At 63.5% G+C, this 25,739-nt stretch carries 20 protein-coding genes and 1 pseudogene; 15 read left to right on the forward strand and 6 right to left on the reverse strand.

All coding sequences use genetic code 11. The features are described from left to right. The first annotated feature begins 88 nt into the window (after nt 1-88). On the forward strand, nt 89-2,176 hold the full coding sequence (locus ACQY5B_RS11955; protein WP_420325112.1) for a dipeptide ABC transporter ATP-binding protein: 2,088 nt from the start codon (nt 89-91) through the stop codon (nt 2,174-2,176). A 75-nt stretch (nt 2,177-2,251) separates the two neighbouring features. Here the strand turns inward: ACQY5B_RS11955 and ACQY5B_RS11960 are convergent, their stop codons facing one another. Continuing rightward, nucleotides 2,252-3,118: a hypothetical protein gene (locus ACQY5B_RS11960; protein ID WP_420325111.1), complete on the reverse strand. Its 867-nt coding sequence runs from the start codon at nt 3,116-3,118 to the stop codon at nt 2,252-2,254. Nucleotides 3,119-3,318: 200 nt separating this feature from the next. Beyond that, a complete protein-coding gene (locus ACQY5B_RS11965; RefSeq protein WP_305970861.1) occupies nt 3,319-3,930 on the reverse strand; it encodes a lytic transglycosylase domain-containing protein in 612 nt (203 codons plus the stop codon). A 150-nt stretch (nt 3,931-4,080) separates the two neighbouring features. On the opposite strand from ACQY5B_RS11965, the gene ssb reads away from it, so the two are divergent. Both ssb and ACQY5B_RS11975 read left to right on the forward strand, forming a co-directional pair. Then, nucleotides 4,081-4,611 carry a single-stranded DNA-binding protein gene (gene ssb / locus ACQY5B_RS11970; protein ID WP_420325109.1) on the forward strand — a complete coding sequence of 177 codons (531 nt, stop codon included), beginning with the start codon at nt 4,081-4,083 and terminating at the stop codon, nt 4,609-4,611. A gap of 159 nt (nt 4,612-4,770) precedes the next feature. Next, complete coding sequence (locus tag ACQY5B_RS11975; RefSeq protein WP_420325108.1) at nt 4,771-5,832, forward strand: site-2 protease family protein; 1,062 nt, start codon at nt 4,771-4,773, stop codon at nt 5,830-5,832. A 536-nt stretch (nt 5,833-6,368) separates the two neighbouring features. On the opposite strand, the gene aroB is transcribed toward ACQY5B_RS11975, so the two are convergent. Then, complete coding sequence (aroB, locus tag ACQY5B_RS11980; RefSeq protein ID WP_420325107.1) at nt 6,369-7,481, reverse strand: 3-dehydroquinate synthase; 1,113 nt, start codon at nt 7,479-7,481, stop codon at nt 6,369-6,371. Next, nucleotides 7,478-8,050 carry a shikimate kinase gene (locus ACQY5B_RS11985; RefSeq protein ID WP_420325106.1) on the reverse strand — a complete coding sequence of 191 codons (573 nt, stop codon included), beginning with the start codon at nt 8,048-8,050 and terminating at the stop codon, nt 7,478-7,480. Before ACQY5B_RS11985 ends, aroB begins: the two co-directional genes overlap by 4 nt. Nucleotides 8,051-8,146: 96 nt before the next feature. Between ACQY5B_RS11985 and ACQY5B_RS11990 the strand changes: the two genes are divergently transcribed. The 6 genes from ACQY5B_RS11990 (at nt 8,147) to ACQY5B_RS12015 (ending at nt 14,302) form a co-directional block, all read left to right on the forward strand. After that, nucleotides 8,147-8,296, forward strand: coding sequence for a hypothetical protein (locus ACQY5B_RS11990; protein ID WP_162846261.1), 150 nt, complete (start codon nt 8,147-8,149; stop codon nt 8,294-8,296). Further along, entirely contained in the window at nt 8,286-9,758 is a 1,473-nt protein-coding gene (locus tag ACQY5B_RS11995) for a hypothetical protein (RefSeq protein WP_420325105.1), read from the forward strand. The genes ACQY5B_RS11990 and ACQY5B_RS11995 overlap by 11 nt, the downstream gene beginning before the upstream one ends. Continuing rightward, nucleotides 9,755-10,684, forward strand: coding sequence for a site-specific tyrosine recombinase XerD (locus tag ACQY5B_RS12000; RefSeq protein ID WP_420325104.1), 930 nt, complete (start codon nt 9,755-9,757; stop codon nt 10,682-10,684). The genes ACQY5B_RS11995 and ACQY5B_RS12000 overlap by 4 nt, the downstream gene beginning before the upstream one ends. Nucleotides 10,685-10,805: 121 nt before the next feature. Then, a complete protein-coding gene (locus tag ACQY5B_RS12005) occupies nt 10,806-12,128 on the forward strand; it encodes an HlyC/CorC family transporter (RefSeq protein WP_305970854.1) in 1,323 nt (440 codons plus the stop codon). Between the two features lie 118 nt (nt 12,129-12,246). Then, the gene (locus tag ACQY5B_RS12010; protein ID WP_421917658.1) at nt 12,247-12,903 is read left to right on the forward strand and encodes a hypothetical protein; all 657 of its coding nucleotides are present in this window, start codon (nt 12,247-12,249) and stop codon (nt 12,901-12,903) included. Between the two features lie 13 nt (nt 12,904-12,916). Beyond that, entirely contained in the window at nt 12,917-14,302 is a 1,386-nt protein-coding gene (locus tag ACQY5B_RS12015) for a hypothetical protein (RefSeq protein ID WP_420325102.1), read from the forward strand. A gap of 2 nt (nt 14,303-14,304) precedes the next feature. On the opposite strand, the gene ACQY5B_RS12020 is transcribed toward ACQY5B_RS12015, so the two are convergent. Then, nucleotides 14,305-16,725 (reverse strand): GcvT family protein, encoded by a 2,421-nt coding sequence (locus ACQY5B_RS12020; RefSeq protein ID WP_420325101.1) that lies wholly within the window; start codon nt 16,723-16,725, stop codon nt 14,305-14,307. Nucleotides 16,726-16,891: 166 nt separating this feature from the next. Between ACQY5B_RS12020 and ACQY5B_RS12025 the strand changes: the two genes are divergently transcribed. After that, entirely contained in the window at nt 16,892-19,297 is a 2,406-nt protein-coding gene (locus ACQY5B_RS12025; RefSeq protein WP_420325100.1) for a GcvT family protein, read from the forward strand. A 121-nt stretch (nt 19,298-19,418) separates the two neighbouring features. Beyond that, nucleotides 19,419-20,036: a nucleotidyltransferase family protein gene (locus tag ACQY5B_RS12030; RefSeq protein ID WP_420328652.1), complete on the forward strand. Its 618-nt coding sequence runs from the start codon at nt 19,419-19,421 to the stop codon at nt 20,034-20,036. Between the two features lie 190 nt (nt 20,037-20,226). Here ACQY5B_RS12030 and ACQY5B_RS12035 read toward each other — a convergent pair whose 3' ends face one another. After that, nucleotides 20,227-22,908 (reverse strand): Hint domain-containing protein, encoded by a 2,682-nt coding sequence (locus ACQY5B_RS12035; RefSeq protein ID WP_420325099.1) that lies wholly within the window; start codon nt 22,906-22,908, stop codon nt 20,227-20,229. Between the two features lie 1,242 nt (nt 22,909-24,150). On the opposite strand from ACQY5B_RS12035, the gene ACQY5B_RS12040 reads away from it, so the two are divergent. The 4 genes and pseudogenes from ACQY5B_RS12040 to ACQY5B_RS12055 all read left to right on the forward strand — a co-directional run bounded on the left by ACQY5B_RS12040 (nt 24,151) and on the right by ACQY5B_RS12055 (nt 25,680). After that, nucleotides 24,151-24,474, forward strand: a complete 324-nt coding sequence (locus ACQY5B_RS12040) for a hypothetical protein (protein ID WP_420325098.1) — start codon at nt 24,151-24,153, stop codon at nt 24,472-24,474. Nucleotides 24,475-24,550: 76 nt separating this feature from the next. Continuing rightward, nucleotides 24,551-25,168, forward strand: coding sequence for a calcium-binding protein (locus tag ACQY5B_RS12045; RefSeq protein ID WP_420325097.1), 618 nt, complete (start codon nt 24,551-24,553; stop codon nt 25,166-25,168). A 15-nt stretch (nt 25,169-25,183) separates the two neighbouring features. After that, nucleotides 25,184-25,360 (forward strand): annotated as a pseudogene (locus ACQY5B_RS12050) (DUF4214 domain-containing protein); the annotation flags it as partial. Between the two features lie 5 nt (nt 25,361-25,365). Beyond that, nucleotides 25,366-25,680, forward strand: coding sequence for a hypothetical protein (locus tag ACQY5B_RS12055; RefSeq protein WP_420328728.1), 315 nt, complete (start codon nt 25,366-25,368; stop codon nt 25,678-25,680). Nucleotides 25,681-25,739: the final 59 nt, after the last annotated feature.

Below are 25,739 nucleotides of genomic sequence, written 5' to 3' on the forward strand. Positions count from 1 at the left end.
CGGGGAACATCCCCGGTGCCCCCCGGTATTTTCGGCCCAGAGAAACCGCAAGCGTTTCGCGGGCTGCTCCGACAGGGAGAACTGATACATGAAAGACGACTACGACGGGCCGATCCTCGAGATCGAGGACCTTTCGATCTCCTTCTTCACCCGGCTGCGCGAGATCCCCGCAGTGATGGATTTCTCTGTCCGGGTCAGACCGGGCGAGGCGGTTGGCCTCGTGGGGGAATCCGGCTGCGGCAAGTCTACCGTGGCGCTGGGTGTGATGCAGGACCTTGGCAAGAACGGCCGAATTGTCGGCGGTTCGATCAAGTTCAAGGGCCGCAACCTGAACGAGATGAGCCAAGAAGAACTGCGCCACATCCGCGGCTCCGAGATCGCCATGATCTACCAGGAGCCAATGGCCAGCCTGAACCCGGCGATGAAGATCTCCAAACAGCTTATGGAAGTGCCCATGATCCACAAGGGCGTCAGCAAGGAAGAGGCCTACGAGCGCGCCCTGCAGGTGGTCACGGACGTCAAGCTGCCCGACCCCAAGCGCATCCTCGACAGCTATCCGCACCAGCTGTCGGGCGGCCAGCAGCAGCGGATCGTGATTGCGCTTGCGCTGATGGCAGAGCCCGCGCTCCTGATCCTCGACGAACCCACCACGGCATTGGACGTGACCGTCGAAGCGGCGGTGGTGCAACTGGTCAAGGAACTGGGCGAGAAATACGGCACATCGATGCTCTTCATCTCGCACAACCTTGGCCTTGTGCTGGAGACCTGCGACCGGATCTGCGTGATGTATTCCGGCGAAGCGGTCGAGACCGGCAGCATCGAGGATGTCTTTGACAAGATGCAGCACCCCTACACGCAGGCGCTGTTCCGCTCGATCCCCCTGCCCGGCGCGGACAAGAACGCGCGCCCGCTGGTGGCGATCCCGGGCAACTTTCCCCTGCCCCATGAGCGTCCTCCGGGGTGCAACTTTGGTCCCCGCTGTGACTACTTCGAGGAAGGCCGCTGCGACGCGATGGATCGAATTCCGATGGAGGAGGTCCCCGGGGACGACCGGCACCGCTCACGCTGCCTGAAGTTCAAGGAGATCGACTGGAACGCACCCCTGGTCAGCACCTCGACCAACGAGAAATCCGAGCCCGGCAAGGTCGTGCTCAAGATGGACAACCTCAAGAAATACTACGAGGTGGCCGCCAATGCGCTGTTCGGGTCCTCCGGCGAAAAGAAGGTGGTCAAGGCCAACGAGACGCTGAGCTTCGAAGCGCGCGAATCCGAGACGCTGGCCATCGTCGGCGAATCCGGCTGCGGCAAGTCGACCTTTGCCAAGGTTCTGATGGGCCTGGAAACCGCAACGGACGGGCAGATCCTGCTGGACAACCGCAACATCGAAAGCACGCCCATCGAAAAGCGCGACACGCAGACCGTGGCCGACGTTCAGATGGTGTTTCAGAACCCTTTCGACACGCTGAACCCCTCGATGACCGTGGGGCGGCAGATCATGCGGGCGCTGGAAATCTTCGAACACGGCAATTCCGACGAGGAGCGCCGGCAGGAAATGCTGCGCTTGCTGGACCTGGTCAAGCTGCCGCGGGCCTTTGCCGAACGCATGCCGCGACAGTTGTCGGGCGGTCAGAAGCAACGCGTGGGAATCGCGCGGGCCTTCGCCGGCGGTGCGCGGATCGTGGTGGCGGATGAGCCCGTCTCGGCGCTGGACGTGTCGGTCCAGGCGGCGGTCACGGATCTGTTGATGGAAATCCAGCGCGAGCAGAAGACCACCTTGCTGTTCATCAGCCACGACCTGTCGATCGTGCGCTACCTCAGCGACCGGGTGATGGTGATGTACCTGGGCCACGTTGTCGAACTGGGCACGACCGACCAGGTCTTTGCGCCGCCCTACCACCCCTACACCGAGGCGCTGCTTTCAGCGGTCCCAATCGCCGACACCCATGTCGAAAAGACCCATATCGTGCTGGAAGGCGATATACCCTCGGCCATGAACCCGCCCTCGGGCTGTCCGTTCCAGACGCGCTGCCGTTGGAAGGACAAGGTTCCGGGCGGTCTTTGCGACAAGGAAGTGCCTCCGGTGCGCGTGATGGCCGGTGGTCACCAGATCAAATGCCACCTCGCCGACACCGAATTCGACGCAATGGAACCGGTCATCAAGATCGCGGCAGAGTGAAACTGACCTTCCCCGGGCCCGGTGGCCCGGGGAAGGCAGTCTATGGCCTGAGCCGACCACGGCACTTGTTTCGTTCTAACCGACCAGGCGTTGTGCCTCGCGTTCGCCGCCGCCCCGCGACTTGCGGATGTGATAAGGCGAAATCGACGAGTGTCCGAGCAATGCGCGCTGCTGTTTCAGCGTGATCGGGCACGCGAAAAGGAAATCGGTATAAAGTTCGTGGATGCTGCTGCACTGAACAGGTAGGTTTTCCCCCTCAATCCAAAGCTCTAGCCTGCCGGTCGCCCGCAACTGGGGCAACAGCCTGTCGAATGCCTTGGTATCGAAGGGATGAAAGCGGCAACCGCCTTTGCCCAGCGTGATCACCAGCCCTTCGACCAATTTGCCGCCCACCTTCAGGTCCGCGGCGATGCGACAGGCCTTGCGGTTGTAGATCAGCGCCATGATCCAGCGATAGCAGGTGTCGATCAGCACCAGCAGAGAGATGAACCCGACCATCAGAACGACGACCGCCCCGGCGGCAAATAGCTTTTCCTCCTGCGCGCGCCGTTCGATCTCGGACCAGGCGCCGCTGGCCTTGGAAAAAACGCCGCCGTCGCGCCCGCTTTGCATGCGCTGAAAGATGGATGTACCGGAGGTTTCGCACGCCAATGTGCTTTGCTGGTCAAGGTCACGCAGCAGGGCCGTCAGGCGCGCCGGGTTGTAATCTCCCCCTTTGGCCAGCCTCTCGGCCTCGGCCAGGACGTTGACCGCAACGGGAGTCAGGCTGTCCAACCCGGTGTCGATCAGGGCATCAAGGATTCGCGCCTCTGACAGGTCGTCCAGTTGCGCCCCCAGCCGGGCCGTCATGGCCGGCGGCAGATCGGCGCGGTCCACAGGCAGAACCGCAAGCGTTCGCGCCACGCCCATAAGGTCACCGGGCACTTGGCATCCCTGTGCCATGACCGCCGAGGAACTGGCAAGTATCGACATGGCAAGACAAATCAGCGCGGCGCCCCCGCGCCCTGCCTTCCAGATCCACCAAAAGTGAAGATACCCCATTCCACCGTTCCCGCGATCGTATCGACGCCGGAATGCAGTCTGGCAGCAAAGACATAACCAAGGTTTAAGCCGCGCTGCGTTCAGCCCGGTTTGTGCCCGGATCAGCCCCCGAGGATGATTTTCACGTAGTTTCGCGTTTCGCGATAAGGCGGCACGCCCTTGTACTTGGTCACGGCGCCCGGACCGGCGTTATAGGCGGCCAAAGCCAGGCGCCAACTGCCAAATTTCTGGAACTGCTGCTTGAGGTAACGTGCGCCGCCCTCGAGATTCTGCGCCGGATCATGCGGATCGACACCGAGGCGCCGTGCGGTATCCGGCATCAGTTGCGCCAGCCCGATCGCTCCCTTGTGCGACTTCGCCTTGGGGTTGAACCGGGATTCCTGGTTCACCAGCCGCAGGAACAGGTCCTCGGGGATTCCGTGCTTGCGTGCCGCCACGCGCGCCATCTGGGCGAACTCGCCGTTGTAGCGCCCGCGGTAGACGGGCAAGTCGCCATCCGTGTCCGGCCCCCACTTGGTCGGAGTGACCACCTTGGGCGGCTGCAGGCGGACCGAGCTCTTGTACTGCTGCGCCGCGCGGTTATCGAGCACCTTGGTCTGACTGGAAAAGATGTGAGATCGGTTCTTGGTCGACAGGACGTCTGCCCATGCGCCCCCTGCAATGACCCCCAGGGCCAGCCCCAATCCGGCCGTGCGAAAACCCGCGCGCAGCATGCCACTATCCCCCTAAATCAAAACTTCACGGTTGCGACTATACGCATTTTCGGCGATTTCGCCAGTGCCGCCGGAGCGCACCTTTCGCGGGGTTCCATGATGGGTGTAGGCTCGGCGGATCAGTGCCGACGAGATTCGAAGGGGAAATACATGGCCGGTTCCGTGAACAAGGTGATCCTGGTGGGCAACCTCGGGAGGGATCCCGAAACGCGCACCTTCCAGAACGGCGGCAAGGTCTGCAACCTGCGCATCGCCACCTCGGAAAACTGGAAGGATCGCAACACCGGCGAGCGCCGCGAGCGGACCGAATGGCACTCGGTGGCCATTTTCTCCGAGCCCCTCGCACGCATCGCAGAGCAATACCTGCGCAAGGGTTCCAAGGTCTATATCGAAGGCCAGCTGGAAACCCGCAAATGGCAGGACCAGAACGGCCAGGACCGCTATTCGACAGAGGTCGTGCTGCGTCCCTACCGTGGCGAGCTGACGCTGCTCGACAGCCGCAGCGAAGGCGGCGGCGGTGGCGGCTATGGTGGTGGGTCCGGCGGCGGCTACAGCGGCGGCGGCGGTGGTTATGACGACCGCGGCGGCTACGACGATCCGGGATACGGCGGCGGATCGGGTGGCGGCTCCGGCCCGTCCCGGGCACCGGCGCGCGACATCGACGACGAAATTCCGTTCTGATGCACGGAACCGGCCTTTCGGTCGGTTCGGCCAGACCTTGGTATGGCGCCTGTCCCCGTGGCAGGCGCTATTTCTTTGAAAGGGTGACGCCGCGCGTGGTAGCGCCCCGGCGGAACAGGTCTTATCTGTGGGTTCACAGACTGTCCGACAGGAGACGACATGACCTGGACTTTCCGCCTTGGCCATCTACTCGGGTCCGAACTGCGCGTTCACGCGACCTTTTTCCTGCTGCTGGCCTGGGTGGCCGCAGCCGCCTGGGCGGAAAGCGGCCCCGCTGCCGCACTGGACAACACGCTTTTTGTCGTCGCACTGTTTGGCTGCGTGGTGGCGCATGAATACGGTCATGCGTTGATGGCACGGCGCTACGGGATCAAGACACCGGACATCACGCTTTTGCCCATCGGCGGCATGGCCCGGATGGAAAGGATGCCCGAAAACCCGATGCATGAAATCGCGGTGGCCCTCGCCGGCCCGGCGGTGAATGTGGTCATCTGGGGCGTGCTGATCGTCTTCGGCGCCTCGACGGAAATGGAGGCGCTGGCCGATCCGACGAACCCGCAGGACTTCATGGGCCGGTTGGCGGCGGTGAACCTCTTTCTCGCGGTCTTCAACCTTATTCCGGCCTTTCCGATGGATGGCGGGCGGGTGCTGCGGGCAGCACTGTCTTTTGGAATGGACCGGGTCCGCGCCACCCGCTTTGCCGCGACCGCGGGCCAGGTGGCGGCCTTTCTCTTCGGCTTTCTCGGCCTCACCTCTGGCAACCTGATTCTGCTGTTGATCGCGCTCTTTATCTTTGTCGCCGCCCAAGCCGAGGCACGCGACGTCGAAAGCCGCGGCCTGGCCGAGGGCCTGCACCTGCGCGATGCGGTGATCACCAGTTTCGAAAGCCTCACGCCCTCTGACCCGATGCATGTGGCCGCCCAGACGCTGATCCGCACGACACAGCATGAGTTTCCCGTGCTGCATGAGGACGGGCGGCTGGCCGGTTTCCTGACCCGCCAAGCCCTGTTCCGGGCGATGGCCGAAGGTCACAACACCCATCCGGTCGGCGAAGAAATGGAAGAGGTGCCCGCCCTGCCATTGTCCGCCCCGCTGGCAAAAGCCATGGACGCGCTGCAACAGTCCCCCGCCGTCGCGGCAACGGACGCGGCCGGGCACGTCGTGGGCTATGTTACCTCGGAAAACCTGGGCGAACTGATCATGCTGCGCAGCCGGCGGTGACTGCCGCACCTTTCAAGGTTTGAAGAGAACAAGGCCTCCGCCATAGCGACACCACGGGCGGCATACCCGCTTGTTGTCTTCCCGAAACGAGGATTGTTCGACTCAAGGGATGCGCAATCAAGACCAACTGCTTTTTCCCCGCCGAACCTTCCTCTCTACAGTGACCGCATTCACCGCCGAGGCCCGGTAATTGCCCAGCAGAGCTAACTGCCCAGGTTCGGCGATGCCTTGCGATCCTTCACGCTTCACCTCCGTACCGATGGTAACGGTCATACCATATCGGGTTCCGGCTTCCTCAGGCCACCCAAGGAAGTGGCTTCGAGGGGGGGTTATTCAATCTGATATGTGCGTGACGTGCCGAAGGCACAAACGGCTCTCATATTCGACGGCAAGCTCTGTATCAGCGTCCCGGATTGGGACATGTCACGCTTTGACGAACGCTGCTCGCAAAGCACGGAAGCTCCACAAGGCGCATAAGACCGCGGAGACAAAAAAGGCCGTTTCCGTCTCCGTCTCACATGAATTTCCGGGTCCGATCAGCGGTTAGAGAGCTGCTCTGCCAGTATCGTCCGAACCGTGTCGCGCGGTACGTCCGAGGTCACAAAGGCCTGTCCGATGCCGCGCGCGAGGATGAACCGCAGTTGGCCGTCCACCACCTTCTTGTCCTGTCCCATCAGCTCCAGCAGGGCGTCGGCATCCGGCAGATCGCCCGGGATATCGGTCAGGTCACAGCGCATCCCGCTGTCCTTCAACAGCGCGCGGACCCGGCTGGGCTCTTCCTGCGAGCAAAGTCCCAGGCGCGCGGACAGTTCAAAAGCCAGCGCACAGCCAATTGCCACGCCCTCGCCATGCAGCAAGCGGTCGGAATAACCGGTCGCGGCCTCCAGCGCGTGACAGAAGGTATGGCCGAGGTTCAACAGCGCCCGGTCGCCCTGTTCCGTCTCGTCGCGCAGGACGATCTCGGCCTTCATCTCGACCGAGCGTTTCACAGCATAGGCCCGCGCCTCACGATCCCCCCCGGCGACCATGGCGCCGTTCGTCTCCAGCCAGTCAAAAAAAGCCGCATCGCCCAACAGCCCGTATTTCACCACCTCGCCGTATCCGGCGAGAAAATCACGCGGTGTCAGGGTTTCCAACACACCGATGTCGGCCAGTACCAGCGCGGGCTGGTGAAAGGCACCGATCAGGTTCTTGCCCTGTGGCGCGTTGATCCCGGTCTTGCCCCCCACGGAACTGTCAACTTGTGCCAGCAGGCTGGTCGGGATCTGCACGAATCGCACCCCTCGGCGCAGCACGGCGGCGGCAAAGCCCACGAGGTCGCCGATCACGCCACCGCCCAGGGCCACGACGATGTCGCGCCGCTCGACCTTCTGCTCCAAAAGCCATTCCACGGTACGCGTGAATTGCGGCCAGCCTTTCGTCGACTCGCCCGGCGGCAAGGTCAAGGCCACGCTCTCGATGCCCTCGGCAGCCAGCGCAGCCTCAAGGGCGGCCAGATGCGCCGCGGCGACGTTCTCGTCGCTGACAATCGCCACGCGCGGGCGTTTCAGCAGAGGCGCGATCTCTGCCCCGGCCCGCGACAGCAGCCCAGCACCGATGCGCACCTCGTATTCGCGTCCCGGCAGCGGGACATTCACCGTCTCGATCATTCCACCTTCTCCAGCACGTCTGGCCGGCCTTCCAGCAGCGCGGTGGACACCCGTCGCGCCATCTGGTCCAACGACAGGCCCGGCGCAGAGGGCACCGCAACGTCCGCCTGCGCATAGACCGGCGCCCTTGCCTCGTACAGTTCCTGCAACGTGCCCTTGGGGTCGGGCGTGCGCAGCAGCGGCCTGGTATCCTTGTGGCGCACCCTTTCCCACAACAGGTCAAGGTCCGCGTCCAACCAGACAGAGACCCCCATGCGCGAGATCATCTGGCGATTGTCCGCCGACAGAAAGGCCCCTCCCCCGGTCGACAGAACTCCGGGCTTGCCTTCCAATAGGCGCTCGATCACCTGGCTTTCCTTGCGTCGAAAGAAGGGTTCGCCATCGCGGGCGAATATCTCTGCGATGGTCATGTTGGCGGCTTCTTCGATCTCGTGATCCGAATCGCGGAACATGACGCCAAGCTGCGCCGCCAGCGTCCGCCCCACCGCCGTCTTGCCTGCCCCCATCATGCCCACGAAGACAATTGTCTTGTGCAGGATCAATCCCTTGTGAACCGTGCCTTCGGCCATCCCTCGCCCATCGCTTAACCTGTTGCGTGAATGACGTGATCGCGACAAAAAGGCTAGGTATAAGTTGAAAAAAGACGAGGCAGGGGGCGCGACCTAATGGGGCGGTTGATCAAATGGCTATTCTATCTGCTGGTCCTGGGGGCACTGGCGCTTGTCGCCTATGCCTATGTCGGGCCTTTCTTCGGGGCGGATTTCAGCCCGCCACAGTCCGAGCGTAGGTTGCCGGTGCAACTCGATGACGGTTGAGCCGGGCCACCGCCTGACGCTGGCGCTGTGCACGGCGCTGTTTCTGGCCGGAACCGTCTCGGCCCAGAATGCCCCCGTCGCACAAAGCGCCACCCCGCCCCGGGTCGACGAGGCGCCGCTGTCGGCGCCCAATCCCGGGGCCGCGGGGCTGTTGTCCCCGCGCCTGACCGGCCTGACCACGGATATGTGGCGCGGGTCGGATCCCACGACGCTCGAAGCGTTGATCCGCGCGCTGGATCTGCCGGTACCCGCGCTGCGCGCCCACATGCGGGTGATGATGCTGGCCGAGGCCGATCCGCCGGCGGACGACAGGGACCTGGCCCATCTGACCGCGCGCCTCACCTGGCTCGAGGATCAGGGCCTTGTGGAAGAGGCGCTGGCGCTTCTGGACATCACCGGGGTGCAGGACCCGCACCTCTTCGCGATCTGGTCCGACCTTGCCCTGCTGTTGGGGCAATCCGCCCCGGTCTGCCGGGCGCTCGCGGCACAGCCGCGACTGAGTGACGACCTGTCCCTGCGGATCTTCTGCACCGCGCGCGACGGCGACTGGCGCCGCGCCGCGCTGATCCTGCAAAGCGCCCAGAGCCTGGGCGACATCCGCGGGCGGCGGGCCGAACTGCTGACACGCTTCCTGGACCCGGAACTGGCCAGCGATGCCCCGCTCTTGCCCCCCGTGCGTCCGTCACCGCTGGAATTCCGCCTGTTCGAGGCACTGGGAGAGCCGCTGCCCACCGCGCCCCTGCCCCTGCCCTTCGCCGTGCTTGACCTGGGCGGCGACAATGGCTGGCGCGCTCAGATTCAGGCCGCCGAAAGGCTGGCACGGGCCGGGAGCCTGCCCGCCAACCGCCTGCTGGGAATCTACACCTTGCGTCAACCCGCCGCCTCTGGCGGGGTTTGGGACCGGGTCGATGCGCTGCAGGATTTCGAACGGGCCTTGAACCGGGGCACCCCCGGCGCAATCGCGAAGGAACTGGAACGGGTCTGGCCACAGATGGCCTCGGGCCGCCTTCTGGTGCCTTTTTCGGAACTCTACGGCGAGCGTCTGTCGGATGTCGCGCTGGACGGACGCGCCGCCGGCATCGTGCGTCGCGCCGGTTTCCTGTCCCCTGCCTACGAGGCACTGGCGCTGGAACTGACCGACGGCAGTCGCGAAACCCGCTTTCTGACCGCCATCGCCCGGGGCCTTGCCCCGGCCGAAATGGCCGACCTACCCCATGCCAAGGCCGTGGCCGCCGGCTTTTCCGGCGCGGCCATGCCTCGCGCGCTCCGGGCGCAACTGGCCGAGGGTCGCCTGGGTGAGGTCATCCTGCGCGCGATGGTGCTCTTCTCCTCCGGCGCGGACGGCAACGGGCAGGACCTGACCGATGCCATTGCCGCCTTCCGCAGCCTGGGGCTGGAGGATCTCGCCCGGCGCTCGGCACTGGAACTGATGATCCTTGATGCCGAGAGGGCACGCCGATGACACCCGCGCGCTGGGTCCCGCTGTTCCTGGAGGCGATAGCCGCCGAACGCGGCGCGGCGGCCAATACCTTGGCAGCCTATGACCGCGACTTGGCCCATGTTCAGGACTGGCTGACCGATTCCGGCAAGGATTTCGCCAGCGCGTCAGAGGATGACATCACGGCATACCTCGTGCATTGCGACGCGCAGGGGCTCTCCAGGGCCACCCGCGCGCGCCGCTTGTCTGCCATGAAGCAGCTTTACCGTTTCGCCTTTGAAGAGGGCCTGCGCCAGGACAACCCGGCGCTGCAGATCGCAGGGCCCGGCCGTGACAAACGCCTGCCCAAGACCCTTTCGGTCGACGAGGTCGACCGCCTGCTGGAGGCGGCGCAGGCGCATGGGCGCAATGCCGCGGACCGCAGCCGGAACGCCTGCCTGATGCAGGTTCTTTATGCCACGGGCATGCGGGTCAGCGAGCTTGTCTCCCTGCCGCTGGCCGCGGCCCGGGGCGATCCCCGCATGCTGTTGATCCGGGGAAAGGGCGGCAAGGAACGCATGGTCCCGCTCTCTCCCCCCGCTCGGGAGGCACTGGCAGACTGGCTTGCCGCGCGCGAAGTGCAGGAGGACAGCGCGAGGAACCGCGGCAAACCCGCCTCGACCTTCCTCTTTCCTTCGCGCGGCAAGGCCGGGCACCTCACGCGGCACGCCTTTTACATGCTGATCAAGGAATTTGCGGTCGAGGCCGGTGTCTCGCCGGAAAAGGTGACGCCGCATACCCTGCGCCACGCCTTCGCCACGCACCTTCTGGCCAACGGCGCCGACCTTCGCGCCATCCAGACCCTGCTGGGCCACGCAGACGTGGCCACGACAGAGATCTACACCCATGTTCTCGAAGAACGGCTGCGCGACCTGGTGCTGGACCACCACCCGCTTGCAAAGGACGACTGACCCCGCGCCCAGCAACAACCGCGTTTTGTCCGGATAGTTCGCTGCCTATGGCGGACCGCCGCCCCCTTGATCCCGTCCTGTCGCGCCCCCATAACCGGTTCAAACCCAAAGGACCGCTTTCATGGACGCATCGACCGGCTCTTTCGACGCCGCTTTCTGGATCTCCTCCGCCGCGATTTTGGCCCTCATCATGCTGTCGGCCTTCTTTTCCGGCTCCGAAACCGCCCTCACGGCCGCTTCTCGGGGCAAGCTGCGCGCGGCCGCTGACAAGGGCAATTCCGGCGCCTTGCGTGCGCTCGGGATCACCGAGGACAACGAAAGGCTGATCGGCTCGGTCCTCCTGGGCAACAACCTGGTCAACATCCTCGCCACGGCGCTGGCCACCAGCATCTTTACCCAGGCCTTCGGCGAGGGCGGCGTCGTCTACGCGACGCTGGTCATGACCCTCCTCGTGCTGATCTTTGCCGAGGTTCTGCCCAAGACGTATGCCATCACCAATCCCGAAACTGCCGCGTCGCGCGTGTCTGCCCCCATCGCGCTGGTTGTGCGGCTTTTCGCGCCCGTTGTGTCGGCCGTACGCGTGCTGGTGCGTGCCCTTCTGCGCGTCGTCGGTGTACGCACCGATCCAGACAGCCACATCCTGGCCGTGCGCGAGGAAATCGCCGGAGCGCTGCAACTCGGCCATTCCGAAGGCGTCGTCGAAAAGGAGGACCGCGACCGCATTCTGGGTGCACTCGATCTCAGCGAACGCACGGTCGAGGAAATCATGCTGCACCGCTCCAAGATAGAGATGATCGATGCCAACGCGCGGCCGCAGGAAATCCTGGAACAATGCCTGGAAAGCAGCCACACCCGTCTGCCCGTCTTCCGCGATGACCCCGAGAACATCATCGGCGTAATCCACGCCAAGGACCTGCTGCGCGCCATGTACAGGTTGGTGGACGAGGACCAGACGATGGCGGGAGCCATCGCCGACTTCAACATCACCGACATCGCGATGAAGCCCTATTTCGTTCCCGACACCACGTCACTGGACGACCAGATGCGCCAGTTCCTGCGCCGTCGCACGCATTTCGCATTGGTCGTGGACGAATACGGCAGCCTGCAGGGGCTGATCACGCTCGAGGACATCCTCGAGGAAATCGTCGGCGAGATCACCGACGAATTCGACCCGGATGCAGAGCACCCGATCCGCCGTGCCGAGGACGGCCACTACTGGATCGACGGGGCCATGACCATTCGCGATTTCAACCGTGCCACCGACTGGTCGCTGCCCGACGACGAGGCCAATACCGTCGCGGGTCTCGTGATCCACGAGGCGCAGATGATCCCCACCGTGGGTCAGGTCTTCAGCTTCCACGGATTCCGCTTTGAGGTCATGGCGCGGGAAAACAACCGGATCACCAAGCTCAAGGTCCGCCCGCTGATCTCCGGCACGGCCTGAGCACCGCAGGGCCGGGCTTGATATGGCTCAAGGCCCGCCCTGTCCTGCCTGATAGGCTGTTCTCGTGGCCATCGTGCACGGGCCGTCCCGCTCGTGCCGGGCCGGGAGGACCGCCGCGATGCAGACACTTGGCCTTCGATACTTGGCAACATCGCTTGCCCTTGCCGCGACGGCCGGTGTGGCAGAGCCGGATGTTCCCAAGGCCCTTCGCCTTGCACAGGGGCTGGACATCAACAGCCTGCTCAAGGACGGCCCCGCCTCATCCACGCCAGAAACCAACCGCCCTGCCAATCCGACCGACCTGTTGCGCGGTGCCCCTGCCCCTGCCCCAGAGGCGGTGGAGGTGCCCTCGCCCCTTCCCGCCGCACGCCCTGTCAGCGCCTTTCCGGCCTCCGCCCTAGCGGGCAAGTGGGCGGGCCGAGGGATTGGATGCAACGGACTTTCCTTGACGTTCACGGCCAGAGACGACGGCTTTGACGGAAAGGGGATCTGGACTGATCCGGTCGATGGCTCCGCCTTCACCACCCGCGTAACGGCACGGGCCGCAAGCGAACGTGCAGGCAAGGCGCTGCCCGGCCAGCCTGCCGCCTACCTCGCCTATGCCCGGCAATATGCCGCCCGGATCACCCGCACCGGTGCCTCTGGCCAGGTGGCCGACATGCTTGACGATCACCCCGCGATCTTTCTGGTCGCCCGCGAACCGGCAACAGGCGGGCTGGTCCTGCGCTTCGTCGCACCGTTGACGCCCTGCATCTTCGTCCAAGCGGATCAATGAAGGAGCATCGCGGATGAAACGCCACTCCAAGATGTGTTTGCCGGGCCTTTTCCTTGTCTTTCTTTTCCTGGCCAGCGCAGCGCGGGCAGACACAGACACCGAGATCGAGGCAACCATCGCGCAGTTGCGCCAGCAGGTCGGACAAACGATCACCAGGACCGACAAGGCTGACAACGAACTGACCGCGATCCGCGCCTACAAATGGCGTGTCTGGAAGGCCTGGATCCAACCCTGGCAAGCCAATGAGACCGCGATCCGGGCTCTGACGGCAGAGATCGAGGCGCTCAAGGGCATGCGCGCCTTCAACCAGAACTCACGCGACCTGAACAACCAGATGCGGGCGCTGCTGGCCGAACGCGCCGCGCTGGAGCGATTGAGAGACGGCACGGTCGATGACTGCGCGCCACCCTGCGCCGACATACACCAGTTGATCCGACAATATCACGGCCGGGTGCGACGCGAAAATGAGCTGGTCGCCGAACTGGCGGACCTGAACCGGGCGTCCCGGCGGCTGGACGATCAGATCGAGGCGCAAAAAGCCCGACTGGCCGCCAACAAGGCAGCGCGTGACAAGCTGCTGGCGGTGGAAAAGGCCAAGTTGACGGCGGAACGGGACCGCCTTGCCCCGATGCTGAAGGATCCGGACCATTTTATCCTGCCTTCGCTGACGCCCGGCGGACCGCCCCGCGTGTTGACCAAGGAAGACCTTGCGCTGGAAGTCACGCTGACCCTCTTCGAGGTCGGCACCACCAGTGACATAGACAGCCCCGAATTCCGGGCCGAAGTCGAGACGCTTGTGCGCGGGCTCTTGCAGGGGTCACAGACGATGCGGACCCGGATCAAGGAGCGGATCGACTTCCTTGACACCCAACTCGACGCGCTGGACCGCCGTCTGACTGCCACGGGGGGTGGTGCCACTGCATCGCCGGACGGCCCCAATTGCCCCACCCGCAACCCGGACCTGACCGGACAGGTCCTGACCCATCGCATCCCGCCCGGGGACGACCAGAACCATCTCTCTTGCAGCTATTTCGCCGCCCCCGCCGACGGCCAGGGAGGCGGCCGGATCAGGTCACAGGTCCGCTACGCCGCAGGCAAGGAAACCGGGGTCTCGGCCTATTTCACGCAGGACGGTGAGCATCACCTCGACCAGATCCACAACATCCACGGCCCGCGAACAAGCGGCGCCGACTGCCGCTATCATTCCGCAAGTGCCATCGCCAGGTACCGCCTGCAGGGGCACGATGGCAGCGAGATGGTGGTCTTTTGCAAAGCGGACGGGACGCTGGGCAAATGCGATTTCTTCACACATGACGGTCGTGCGCGCCGGTGCAGCGCGGATTGCACCGACAAATGCGCCGACTTGCGAACCAGAATCGGCTGGCCGGCGATGCGATAGGCTCAGGCGCGCAGACGCTCTCCGGTCGGGTCAAATGGTGGCTGCGCCAGAATTTCCGCGCCGTGCGGACGGCCCAGCACCATGACCTCGACCCGGTCACCCGGCGTCGCCGAACCCGCCTTGACATAGCCAAGCGCGAGGCTTCGACCGACGGAGTAGCCATAGCCGCCCGAGGTGACACGTCCGACGCCCCGTCCATCGCGAAAGATCGGCTCTCCGCCCGTGGCATCGGCATTGGACGCGGTCACCGCATCCTCGTCCAGCGCCAGGATCACCAATTCCTCGCGCGCCGGTTTCTCGATCACCTTCAGGAGCGCCCGTTTGTTCAGGAACTCCTTGTCCAGCTTGCACAGCCGCGCCAGCCCCACCTCCTGCGGCCAGTACTCGGGCGAATACTCTCGGCTCCACGAGCCATAGCCTTTTTCGATCCTGAGGCTCATCAAGGCACGGCTGCCGACCGGGCCAATCCCCAAGGCGCCACCTTCTTTCAGAAGAGCCTCGTACAGCTGCGCCTGATCTTCCTCGGCGCAATGCAGTTCCCATCCAAGGTCCCCGGTGAAGGACACCCGCAGCGCCAACACCCGCACGCCAGCCAGTTCGATCCACTGCGAGGCCATGAAAGGCCAGTCGACGGTGGCCAGCGAGGCGTTGGTCAACCGCCCCAGCATCTCGCGCGAGCGCGGCCCAGCCACGTTGAACCCGCACATGGCATTGGTCATGGAGGTGTAGGTCGTCCCCTCGGGCAAGGGCACATCCGCGAAGAACCGCCGATGATAACGCTCGGCCATGCCGGATCCGATCACCCAGAATTCCTCGTTGCCCAGTCGGGTGACGGTGAAATCCCCGGCGATCCCGCCGCGCTTGCCGATCAACGGAGTCAGACAGGAACGCCCCACCTTGCGCGGCATCCGGTTGGCGAACAGCGAGTTCAGCCAATCCTCGGCACCTGCGCCGCTGACCCGGTACTTGGCAAAGTTCGAGATGTCGATGATGCCGCCCGTCTCGCGCAGCATACGCGCTTCGCGGCCCACGCTCTGCCACCAACCCTGCCGGGTGAAGCCGAGCGTATCGGGCTGGTCGGCGTCGAAATAGGTCGGGTGTTCCCAGCCATAGTTGAGGCCGAACTTGGCGCCCATTCTCTTTTGCATTTCGTAGACCGGGCGCACACGCACCGGACGGCCGGCGTCGCGTTCCTCGCCGGGGAAGTGGATGGCAAAGCGGTGCGCGTATTGGTTCATGACACGCGCCTTGGTAAATTTTTCATCCGCCCAGTCACCGAACCGCGCCATGTCCCAGGCGAACATGTCGTATTGCATCTCGCCTTCGACGATCCATTGCGCCGCCATCAAGCCCATGCCGCCGGACTGCGAGAACCCCGGAATGATCCCATTGCAGCAGAAATAGCCCTTCAGTTCCGGCACCGGCCCCATCAGCACGTTGGCATCGGGCGACCAGATCATCGGTCCGTTGATGACCCGCTTGATCCCCGCCGCGCCCACTGCCGGGACGCGGTCGATGGCGCGCATCATGTTGTCCTCGATGCGTTCCAGGTCATCGGGGAAAAGATCATGCGCGAAATCCAGCGGCGTGCCGTCTTCGGCCCAGAGCCGAACGTCACGTTCATAGGCGCCGATCAGCAGGCCCTTGCCTTCCTGGCGCAGGTAATATTCGCCGTCCCGGTCCGCGACCGACGGCAACCGCCGGTCCATCGTGTCGATCTCGGCAATGGTTTCGGTCACGAAATATTGGTGCTCGGTCGGCTGCAGAGGCAGTTTCAGCCCCGCCAGGGCCGCCACCTCACGCCCCCAGAGTCCGGCGGCGTTCACCACCCAGGGCGTCGCGATATCGCCCTTGGTCGTGCGCACGATCCATGTCCCGTCCGCCTGTGGCTCCGTCGCGGTCACCGGGGTAAAGCGATGGATCTCGGCCCCCCGTTGCCGTGCGCCGGCCGCGTAGGCCGCCGTCACACCCGAAGGATCGACGTTACCGCCGTCGGGCTCGAACATGATGCAGCGAATGCCGGTGAAATCGACCAGAGGATGCAGGCGCTCTGCCTCGTCCCGGGTGATCTCGTGGAAATTCATGCCATACAGCCTGGCCTTGGCGGCCTGCAGGCGGAGTTGGTGCTCACGCTCGACCGTCTGGGCCAAGTACAGGCTGCCGGGCTGGAAGACACCGCAACTTTGGCCTGTTTCCGCTTCCAGGTCCTTGTAAAGGCTCATCGTATAGTGCTGTAGGCGACTGATGTTGGTGCTGTCATGCAGGCCGTGGATATTTGCGGCAGCGTGCCAGGTGGAGCCCGACGTCAACTCGTCACGTTCGAGCAGGACAACATCGCTCCATCCGAGTTTTGTCAGGTGGTAAAGGATCGAACATCCGATCACGCCGCCTCCGATGACGACGGCTTGGGCTTGGCTGCGCATGGGTCACTCCGCAAATCTGCACGTCACCCTGCCCGGCAAACACGTACAAAAAATGCCCGTTTGCGACAGATTTCGTCGCCCCTTCACAACGCCCTTCGCTTCGACTTTCGTCAAATACGCGGGACAGGCAGCTGCTCTGGCGGCCCGTATCGAATGGAGGCACATCATGAAAACCACTACCCGAGTCGTCGTGATCGGAGGAGGAGTCGTCGGCTGTTCCGTGCTCTACCACCTGACCAAATTGGGCTGGTCGGACGTGATGCTGCTGGAACGATCCGAGCTGACGAGCGGCAGCACATGGCATGCGGCAGGCGGCTTTCACACGCTGAACGGCGACACAAACATGGCCGCGCTGCAGGGGTACACCATCCGCCTATACAAGGAGCTCGAAGAGCTGACAGGAATGTCCTGCGGATTGCACCACGTCGGCGGCATCACCCTGGCTGACAACCACGACCGCTTCGACATGCTGCTCGCGGAACGCGCCAAGCATCGCTACATGGGTCTGGAAACAGAGATCGTCGGACCGGAAGAAATCGCCAAACTCGCCCCCATCGTGAACCTCGACGGCGTGATCGGGGCGCTCTACGATCCGCTGGACGGACACCTCGATCCGTCCGGCACCACCCATGCCTATGCCAAGGCCGCGCGCATGGCTGGCGCAGAAATCCATCTGCATACCAAGGTGTTGGAAACCAATCCTCGTTCCGATGGCACATGGGACGTTGTCACGGACAAGGGCACCATTCACACCGAACATGTCGTCAATGCCGCCGGTCTCTGGGCGCGCGAAGTGGGCGCATTGGCCGATGTCTACCTGCCGCTGCACCCGATGGAACACCAGTACCTCGTGACCGAGGAAACCCCGGAAATCTATGAACGTGACGCCGAACACCCCCATGTCATGGACCCGGCCGGGGAAAGCTACTTGCGTCAGGAAGGGCGCGGACTGTGCATCGGTTTCTATGAACAACCTTGCCGCCCATGGGCTGTGGATGGCACGCTCTGGGCGTTTGGGCATGAACTCTTGCCAGACGACTTTGACAAGATCGAGCAAAGCATTGAATTCGCGTACAAACGCTTTCCAGTGCTAGAGCGTGCCGGCGTAAAATCCGTGATCCACGGACCTTTCACCTTTGCGCCTGACGGCAACCCGCTGGTGGGGCCGATCCCAGGTTTGCGCGGCTACTGGTCGGCCTGCGGTGTCATGGCTGGCTTCAGTCAGGGCGGGGGCGTGGGCCTCATGCTGGCACAGTGGATGGTCGAGGGGGAATGCGAACGCGACACCGGCGCGATGGACGTGGCGCGCTTTGGCGACTGGATCACGCCGGGCTACACCCTGCCGAAAGTCATTGAAAACTACCAAAAACGCTTTTCCGTCAGCTATCCCAATGAGGAACTGCCCGCTGCCCGCCCCAACCGCACGACGCCCATGTACGACATTTTTGACGGCATGGGCGCGGTCTGGGGCGCGCAATACGGTTTGGAGGTGGTGAACTACTTCGCCGCCGAAGGTGAGCCGCGCTACGAAACACCCTCCTTCCGCCGCTCCAACGCCTGGGACGCCACGGCGCGCGAGGTCCACGCAGTGCGCCAGGCGGCGGGCATCAACGAGGTCCAGAACTTCGGCAAGTACCGCGTCACCGGGCCCAATGCCCGCGCCTGGCTGGACCGGATGATGGCCGGCCGCATTCCCGAACCGGGCCGCATGTCCCTGACGCCCATGCTGTCGCCCGCCGGACGGATCATCGGCGATTTTACCGTCGCCTGCCTGTCGGAGACGGAATTCCGCCTGACCGCCTCTTACTCCGCACAGGCTTATCACATGCGTTGGTTTCTGAAACATCAGGAAGACAGCGTAAGCATCGAAAATATCAGCGACAAATCCACAGGCCTCCAGGTCGCAGGGCCGCTAGCGCGCGAGATCCTGCAAGCCTGCACGCGCGCCGATATCAGCGACATGCGCTTCATGGATGTGCGTCGCCTGGCGGTGGGCATGAACGACTGTCTCGTGCAACGTGTCTCCTACACCGGAGATCTGGGCTACGAGATCTACTGCGATCCGATGGCGCAGCGGCAACTATGGCAGACGCTCTGGAACGCCGGCGCGCCCAAGGGCATGAAACCGTTTGGCATGCGCGCGATGATGAGCCTGCGACTGGACAAGTTCTTTGGCTCCTGGGGGCGCGAGTTCTCACCTGATTACACCTGCGCGGAAACTGGCCTGGATCGATTCATCCAGTGGTCCAAGGGCGATTTCATCGGTCACGACGCCGCCGAGGCCGAGCGCGCCGCACCGCCGCATCGGACCCTCGCGATGTTCGAAGTCGATGCGCTGGATACGGATGTGAACGCCTATGAACCGGTCTGGATCGATGGCAAGGTTCAGGGGTTCTGCACCTCTGGCGGCTATTCACATTTCGCGGGAAAGTCTGTCGCCATGGCGTTGATTCCCAGAAATAAAGCCGACGCCAATCTGATCGCGGAAATCGAGATCCTTGGCCAGATGCGCCCGGCGCGGATCCTCACAGAACCACTCTTTGATCCGCAGGGGCAGCGCATGCGCGGTTGATGCCGCACATGCACTGCTGCGCCGCAGCATATAGCGGAGAGCTGACCGAACGACACAAAAAGTTGCGCACTTGGCACAAGACGCGCCACATTCTTGCTCAACCTGTGTTAGTGTCTCGACCATGCTGGATATTTCGATTCTCATCCCCGCCGCGGGCGCATCTTCACGGATGCGTGGCCGCGACAAGTTGACCGAAACAGTAGATGGTCTTCCGCTGCTGCGCCGTCAGGCGTTGCGGGCGATCGACACGGGCGCCCACGTGGCCGTGACCCTTCCTGATCCTGACCACCCGCGCGCCGCGGCTCTGCAGGGCCTGCCCGTTCAGGTGATCGTGGTTCCGGACTCGGAACTTGGCATGTCCGCCTCAATCCGCAGGGGCGTCGGGCATATCCCACGCGGCATCAAGGCGATGGTCATTTTGCCCGCCGATATGCCGGAGATCGAAACCGAGGATATTCAAAAGCTTATCAAGAGCTTTCAATCCGTTCCCTTCCCGATGCTGCAACAGGCCACGGCCGCGGACGGTACGCCAGGCCACCCGGTCCTGTTCCCGCAGGATTGCTTCATGGCCTTGCAAACACTGACCGGTGACCAGGGTGCACGGGACGTCCTGAAGGCAAACGCACACAGGCTCCGCCAGATCCCGCTGCCCGATCGTCGGGCATTGACGGATCTGGACACGCCAGAGGCCTGGCGCGCTTGGAGAGCCTCTCAGGACGACGCCTGCCTGACAGGTTGAGCCGCTTGTAATTTCAGACCTCTAGAAGGCGTTCCTCAACCGCCTCAGACGTTGTCAGACGGGTTCGACGGATCCATGACAGGAACAGAAAACGGGGCGGTCAAGGCCGCCCCGCTCCCGTGTTATCCGTTCCGGGCGAGAGGATTGTCACGCGCCGGAACAGGCTGCAAACTCCGTGTCGGCGAAACCCTTACTGGGTCAGCAGTGCCGCCTCGTGCTTTTTCAACGAGCGACGCGCCGATGCATAGGCCTTGAGACCCTCGGCCTTTTCCAACTCGGGGAAGAGTTCGAGAATTTCCTGCCGCTGCGCGTTGCCGATGCCCTTGAGGCTGTAATCGCCGGGTTGAAAGCTCTCGGTCCAGGCACCATTCGACAGGATGACCTCATGGCTGTCGAACATCACGTGGATGTAGGAGACACCGTTCGCCTCGACCTCGTCCACGCCGTCCAGACCCGTCAGATGCTTGGCCGCGACCAGAACCTCGCGCTCTTCGAAGTAAAGCGCGGCCTTGTCATTGGCCACCAGGACCCGATGGTTCGGCGAGACCAGCATGTCGTGCTCTGGCAGGTTGTTGCCCAAGGCCCCTTGCTGGATCAGGATCGGCTTGAAGTGCGGCTTGCGCGCCAGATCAAAGCCGGTCAGGTCCTTGCGGCCGACCCACTTGATTTCCTGGATGCCGTTGTCGCGGGTGATGACCCGATCACCGACCTTCAGCTCTTCGACCAGGCGTTCGCCCTGTGGCGTGGCAATCAGCGTACCGGGCGTAAAGCAGGGCACGATTTCCTCGATCTCGAAGAAGTCCATCGTGCCGGTCACGTCACCGGCCGCGTTCAGAAACTCGATGGTTCCGTCCAGGCCATTGCCGTTGCTGTCCGCCACGGTGTTGACAATGCGCCAGTCGACATCCTGCGCACCCGTGCCCGACAGGTCCAGGACGTCGTAGTCCTGGTTCGGCGGATCCTCGGGATTGACCTGGTCGACGAAACCGCCCGAGCCGCCATCGACCGTATCGCCGATGCCGTCCGCCGCACTGTCGACCACGATCACGTCCCGATCGCTGCCGCCCATGATGCTGTCGTCACCAGATCCACCGTTCAGCGTGTCGTTGCCCTGACCGCCGATCAGCGTGTCATTGTCGTTGCCACCCATCAGGATGTCGTCGTCGATGCCGCCGTCCAGCGTGTCCATCCCGGAGCCGCCCATCAACGTATCGTCATCATCCCCGCCGATCAGCGAGTCGTTGCCAACAAAGCCCTGCAGCAGGTCACGGTCGTTTTCTGTGTTGGGGTCGATGTCGTCGGTCAGTTCCAGCGCCGCAAGGTTCGACCCGTCCAGCGTATCGTTGCCCTGGCCGCCGTCCAGCGTGTCCGATCCGTGGCCACCGATCAGAGAGTCGTCGCCTTGGCCGCCCATGATGAGGTCGTCGTCGATGCCGCCATCCAGCGTATCGTTCTCGCCGCCGCCGTCGATGGTGTCGCTGTCGTCACCGGTGACGATGTAGTCGTTGCCGCGGTTGCCTTCGACGTAGTCGCGTCCGTCTTCCTGGTTCGGGTCCGAGGTAAAGCCGAGATCGTTGAGCGGCGTCCCCGGGAAAAACGCGGGATCGTCGCCTTCGTAGTCCGAGAAGGTATCCGTGCCCGCGATGATCGTGTCGTCACCGGCCCGGCCATAGATCGTATCAGCCCCCTGCACGTCGAAGAGCGAGTCATTGCCGCTTCCAAGATCGACAAGGTCGTCGTCGATGCCCGAATTCACCGTATCGTCGCCACCGCCGGCAGAGATCGTGTCGGCGTCGTCTCCCGTCTCGATCAGTTCGGCAGAGCCATCGCCCGCGATGTTGTCGAGGTCGTCCGACGGATCAGGGTCTTGGTCGAGGCCGTCCAGCGGATCCAGTGGCTGGTCACCGGGAGCGACCGGGAAGACGTCGGTGTCGATACGCGGCACGCCATCATCCGCCACGGTGAACGTGACAACGCCGGTATCGGACCCGCCGTTGCCATCGGAGATGGAGTAGGAAATCGTGTCATCGCCCACGAAGCCGGCGTCCGGCGTGTACGTAACGGTACCGTCGCCGTTCAGAACGGCGGACCCATTGGCCGCCGGGGTGATGCCGGTGACGGTCAGTATATCACCGTCGGGATCCGTGTCATTGGCCAACAGCGCGACGTCGACCGGCGTACCGCCTATCGTGGTCGCGCTGTCGTCGACTGCGTCTGGGTCCTGGTTTGCGTCAACCGCGTCCACGGTCGAAAATTCGATGTCCGAGACGGTGATGCCCTGCTGGCTGGCCGCACCGTTGGCGTATTCGATCCGGATGCTGGCCACGGGGCCGTCTATCTCGACAAGGACCGACGAGGTCGGATCCTCGAATCCTGTCTCTGCAAGGCCGCCGAGCAGACCGCCGGTGTTGGTCACGGCGGAACCAAGGGTCAGGGCCACGGGCACTTCAGTGCCATCGGGCGCAAAGGCCGTGACGCTTAGAACGTCCTCGAAGCCCGCCCCGATTTCAAAGAAGTCGCCGCCCGCTCCGGTGTCGATGTCGTTGATGCGGAACGAGACATTCTGTGCCGCATCGGTGTAGAGATCGGTGTTGGTGGCGCGAAAGTCCAGCACCGTGGTCGACGTCTCGGTTCCACCGACCTCGCCTTCACCGAAGAGCTTGAGGAATGACTGGTTCGAAAAGGATTCGTCCGGAGCGACGTAACCGGGAGAGTTGTATGTGTAGGCCGACGCACCTGCCTCGATCGCGTCGAACGAAATGTCGACGGCCACGCCGCCTGCGTCCACCGTTGCGGACACGCCCCCGTCCGCATCCGGCACGTTGGTGCCAAACGGACCAAGAGCCCCCCATTCCAATACCAAATCAGCCATGTCTTCCGACCTTCTTCCGTAACAGACGGAGGACATCGTCCCGCGTCGTTGAAAAGGCGATGCCCCCGGCACTGCCCTCAAATCCGAGTGCCCGCCAATCCAGTGTCTATGCGAAGTGGTCGCGCCCTTGGCCCGCGTCGTGACGCAGACAAAGGCACCTTTACGGCACGGATGGTTCTCCATCCTCGCTTCACCTCGCATCCTGGATGCAAGCGTTTCAGCGGCCGCCCCCGTGGCCAGCAGACTTCACCCTCCCCCAGTTGGGCTTGCGAAACTAATACGTTGCCCACCCAGTTCCGAGAAGCAGAAAATGGCATATGAGGGCCCAGTCCTGCCGCGAAATGGACAATTTTCTGGGGATTTTCAGTGAATTCGCCACGGATTGAGACAAAAACATTGGCGAAAAATGAAACAATGACATCCTACTGAAGGCGCCGACGTCAACATCACTCACTATATATAGTGCACACGGTCAATTTATGAGCAACCACTGTCATCAATTGGAGAACAGTTAAGGAAGCTCCCATTCCGGTCGGCCGCGCTCCCGGTTTTCGCCACAGTTCCGACTGGACTGTCGCGGACCGTGCATCAATCCTGCAACCGCTACGGGATTGAGCAATGGCGTCGACAGGCAATGGTGATGGAAACCCGAATCATTCGAAACAAATCGCAAATTTGCTCGTAGGGCGCCGCCAAACGGGCTGCGCCACAGCATTTCTTCGAAATTGCCTTGGTTTGGCACCGTAAGCGGCCCAACCTGCGATGATGCCTAGTTCCGCCCTGCCCCCTCAGGCGTTCTGGAAACCCAGCCGTGCCGCGGGGGTCTTCACCTGGCCGCGCTATACGCGCCCAAGTTTGCGCTGCGGCCCGGGATGCGCATCGCCACGGCAGGCAGTTGTTTCGCACAGAGCATCGCCACCTATATCCGCGCCTCGACGCTGAAACTGGTCGAGGCGGAACCTGCCCCGGCCCTTTTGCCGCCAGAGGTCGCCCGACGACACGGTTATGGCTTGGCCTCAGCCCGCTACGGCAACATCTACACGCCCGGCAACCGCGCCAGCTGCTCGAGGACGCAGGACTGCACGAAGAGGCATTTGCCGCCGTGCGGTTGCAGCAGGGTCATGCGGTGTCCGGCTGGCCTTCGGGCGCGCGGGCCTTGGCCCGGGCGATGGCCGACGGCCCCGGCGCCCCACGCCCTCCACAACGGTGGTCGTGGCACAACCATTGCCCTCGGACGCCTTGTTGCAGATCGACGGCAAGTACCCGGTTTTTCGCCGCTTCGTCAGGAGCAGCGACGGCACTGCCCTCTCCGAGGATCTGCACGCCGCATACAAACGCGTTTTCAGTAAGATAGATGGCGCCACCTGTCTTCGACACCCCATGGACACGCGCAGCCAAGGCTGCCTGACACGGTTCGACCTGATGCGGGCAGGCCCCCGACTTGCGGAAGGCGGGCGGCAGGAACGCGACGACATCCTGCACGGCAACGCGACGCTTGGCGCCATGCTCTGGAAAGAACTGCGCCAGCGGCTCGGAACATCCGTCGAAACCGCCTCAAATCCCTGAGATTAAGAGCCAAGTTTCAAAGGCTGCGTTAATTGCCAATTGCCAGTTTCGCGTGTGGGGCGACCGGAGGTGACGTGTGGGAACACCGATTGTCGTATTGGCGGGCCAAAGCAATGCAGGCCGCATCGCGGACGGGATCATCGACGCGCTGAACGAAACTTACGGGGCCGGAACCTACGTCCTGGTTCGCGCATATTCCTCGGTCGCACCGCTGACCAGCGCGCGGGACGGCAATTCTGGCGACAATGCGCTGAACGGCGCCTGGGGCAATGACCGGATCTTCGGTATGGCGGGTGACGACACGCTGCAGGACACCAAGGGCGATGACAAGCTTGTCGGCGGCACCGGCATTGACGTCTATCACATCGACAACCCGGACGACGTGGTGATCGAACTGGCAGGTAAGGGCTACGATCTGATCAATGCCGCCGCCTCCTTCCGCCTGTGGGCCGACGCGCCCGATGTCGAGGACCAGGTCCTGATCGATTCCGACGCCATTGACGGCATCGCCAATGGCCACGACAATCACATCGTTGGCAATGGCGCCGCCAATTGCCTCGACGGCGCCCGCGGGCGCGATCTGCTGGAGGGTGGCGGTGGCGCGGATACGCTCATTGGCCAATCCGGGGCCGATTGGCTGCTGGGACAGGCCGGAGACGACGTGCTGTATGGCGACCAGGTGATCGGCGCCTAAACCGCCTATGCCGGCATGACCTTTCGCCTGCACCAATCGACACTTGCGCGCGCGTCGGATGGCAACGACCATGGCTACTGGACACAGCAACTGGCCGATGCCGCCGCCTATTTCGATGCCGTCGCGGGCTTTGTCCGCAGCCCCGAGTTTCAGGCCACCTACGGCAATCTCACCGACGAGGCCTTTGTCGAGATGCTTTGCCAGAATGTCCTGAACCGAGCTTCCGATACAGGCGGCAAGGCGGTCTGGGTGCCGGGGACTCAACCCTGTCCGGGGGCGATCTGTCCGATACCTTCGTCTTCGCGCCTGCCTCGGTCGGCACCCATGTGGTCACCGATTTCGAAGGCTGGGACACGCTGGACCTGCGCGGCTTCGGCAATGCCGACACGGCGGACGCTCTGGACCACAGCCGACAGAAAGGTGACCACCTGGTGCTCCAGAACGCGGGCGTCACCGTGGTCTTGCAAGACACCTCGGTTGAGGACCTTGGACCCGACACGCTGCTTCTGTGACCGAAGACATGCTGGCCACCGATACGCTCAACAGTGATATGGTACCGGCCCGGTCAGCC

Source organism: Antarctobacter sp., from assembly GCF_965277915.1.
Lineage (GTDB): Bacteria > Pseudomonadota > Alphaproteobacteria > Rhodobacterales > Rhodobacteraceae > Antarctobacter.

Excerpts from the sequence above, each read along its gene's own strand:
- ACQY5B_RS11990 (WP_162846261.1), top strand. The coding sequence starts at position 8,147 with ATGGGGCGGTTGATCAAATGGCTATTCTATCTGCTGGTCCTGGGGGCA.
- ACQY5B_RS11955 (WP_420325112.1), top strand. The coding sequence starts at position 89 with ATGAAAGACGACTACGACGGGCCGATCCTCGAGATCGAGGACCTTTCG.
- ACQY5B_RS11975 (WP_420325108.1), top strand. The coding sequence starts at position 4,771 with ATGACCTGGACTTTCCGCCTTGGCCATCTACTCGGGTCCGAACTGCGC.
- ACQY5B_RS11985 (WP_420325106.1), bottom strand. The coding sequence starts at position 8,050 with ATGGCCGAAGGCACGGTTCACAAGGGATTGATCCTGCACAAGACAATT.
- ACQY5B_RS11960 (WP_420325111.1), bottom strand. The coding sequence starts at position 3,118 with ATGGCACAGGGATGCCAAGTGCCCGGTGACCTTATGGGCGTGGCGCGA.
- aroB (WP_420325107.1), bottom strand. The coding sequence starts at position 7,481 with ATGATCGAGACGGTGAATGTCCCGCTGCCGGGACGCGAATACGAGGTG.
- ACQY5B_RS12010 (WP_421917658.1), top strand. The coding sequence starts at position 12,247 with ATGCAGACACTTGGCCTTCGATACTTGGCAACATCGCTTGCCCTTGCC.
- ACQY5B_RS12030 (WP_420328652.1), top strand. The coding sequence starts at position 19,419 with ATGCTGGATATTTCGATTCTCATCCCCGCCGCGGGCGCATCTTCACGG.
- ACQY5B_RS12020 (WP_420325101.1), bottom strand. The coding sequence starts at position 16,725 with ATGCGCAGCCAAGCCCAAGCCGTCGTCATCGGAGGCGGCGTGATCGGA.
- ACQY5B_RS12035 (WP_420325099.1), bottom strand. The coding sequence starts at position 22,908 with ATGGCTGATTTGGTATTGGAATGGGGGGCTCTTGGTCCGTTTGGCACC.
- ssb (WP_420325109.1), top strand. The coding sequence starts at position 4,081 with ATGGCCGGTTCCGTGAACAAGGTGATCCTGGTGGGCAACCTCGGGAGG.
- ACQY5B_RS11965 (WP_305970861.1), bottom strand. The coding sequence starts at position 3,930 with ATGCTGCGCGCGGGTTTTCGCACGGCCGGATTGGGGCTGGCCCTGGGG.
- ACQY5B_RS12000 (WP_420325104.1), top strand. The coding sequence starts at position 9,755 with ATGACACCCGCGCGCTGGGTCCCGCTGTTCCTGGAGGCGATAGCCGCC.
- ACQY5B_RS12025 (WP_420325100.1), top strand. The coding sequence starts at position 16,892 with ATGAAAACCACTACCCGAGTCGTCGTGATCGGAGGAGGAGTCGTCGGC.
- ACQY5B_RS11995 (WP_420325105.1), top strand. The coding sequence starts at position 8,286 with ATGACGGTTGAGCCGGGCCACCGCCTGACGCTGGCGCTGTGCACGGCG.
- ACQY5B_RS12015 (WP_420325102.1), top strand. The coding sequence starts at position 12,917 with ATGAAACGCCACTCCAAGATGTGTTTGCCGGGCCTTTTCCTTGTCTTT.
- ACQY5B_RS12005 (WP_305970854.1), top strand. The coding sequence starts at position 10,806 with ATGGACGCATCGACCGGCTCTTTCGACGCCGCTTTCTGGATCTCCTCC.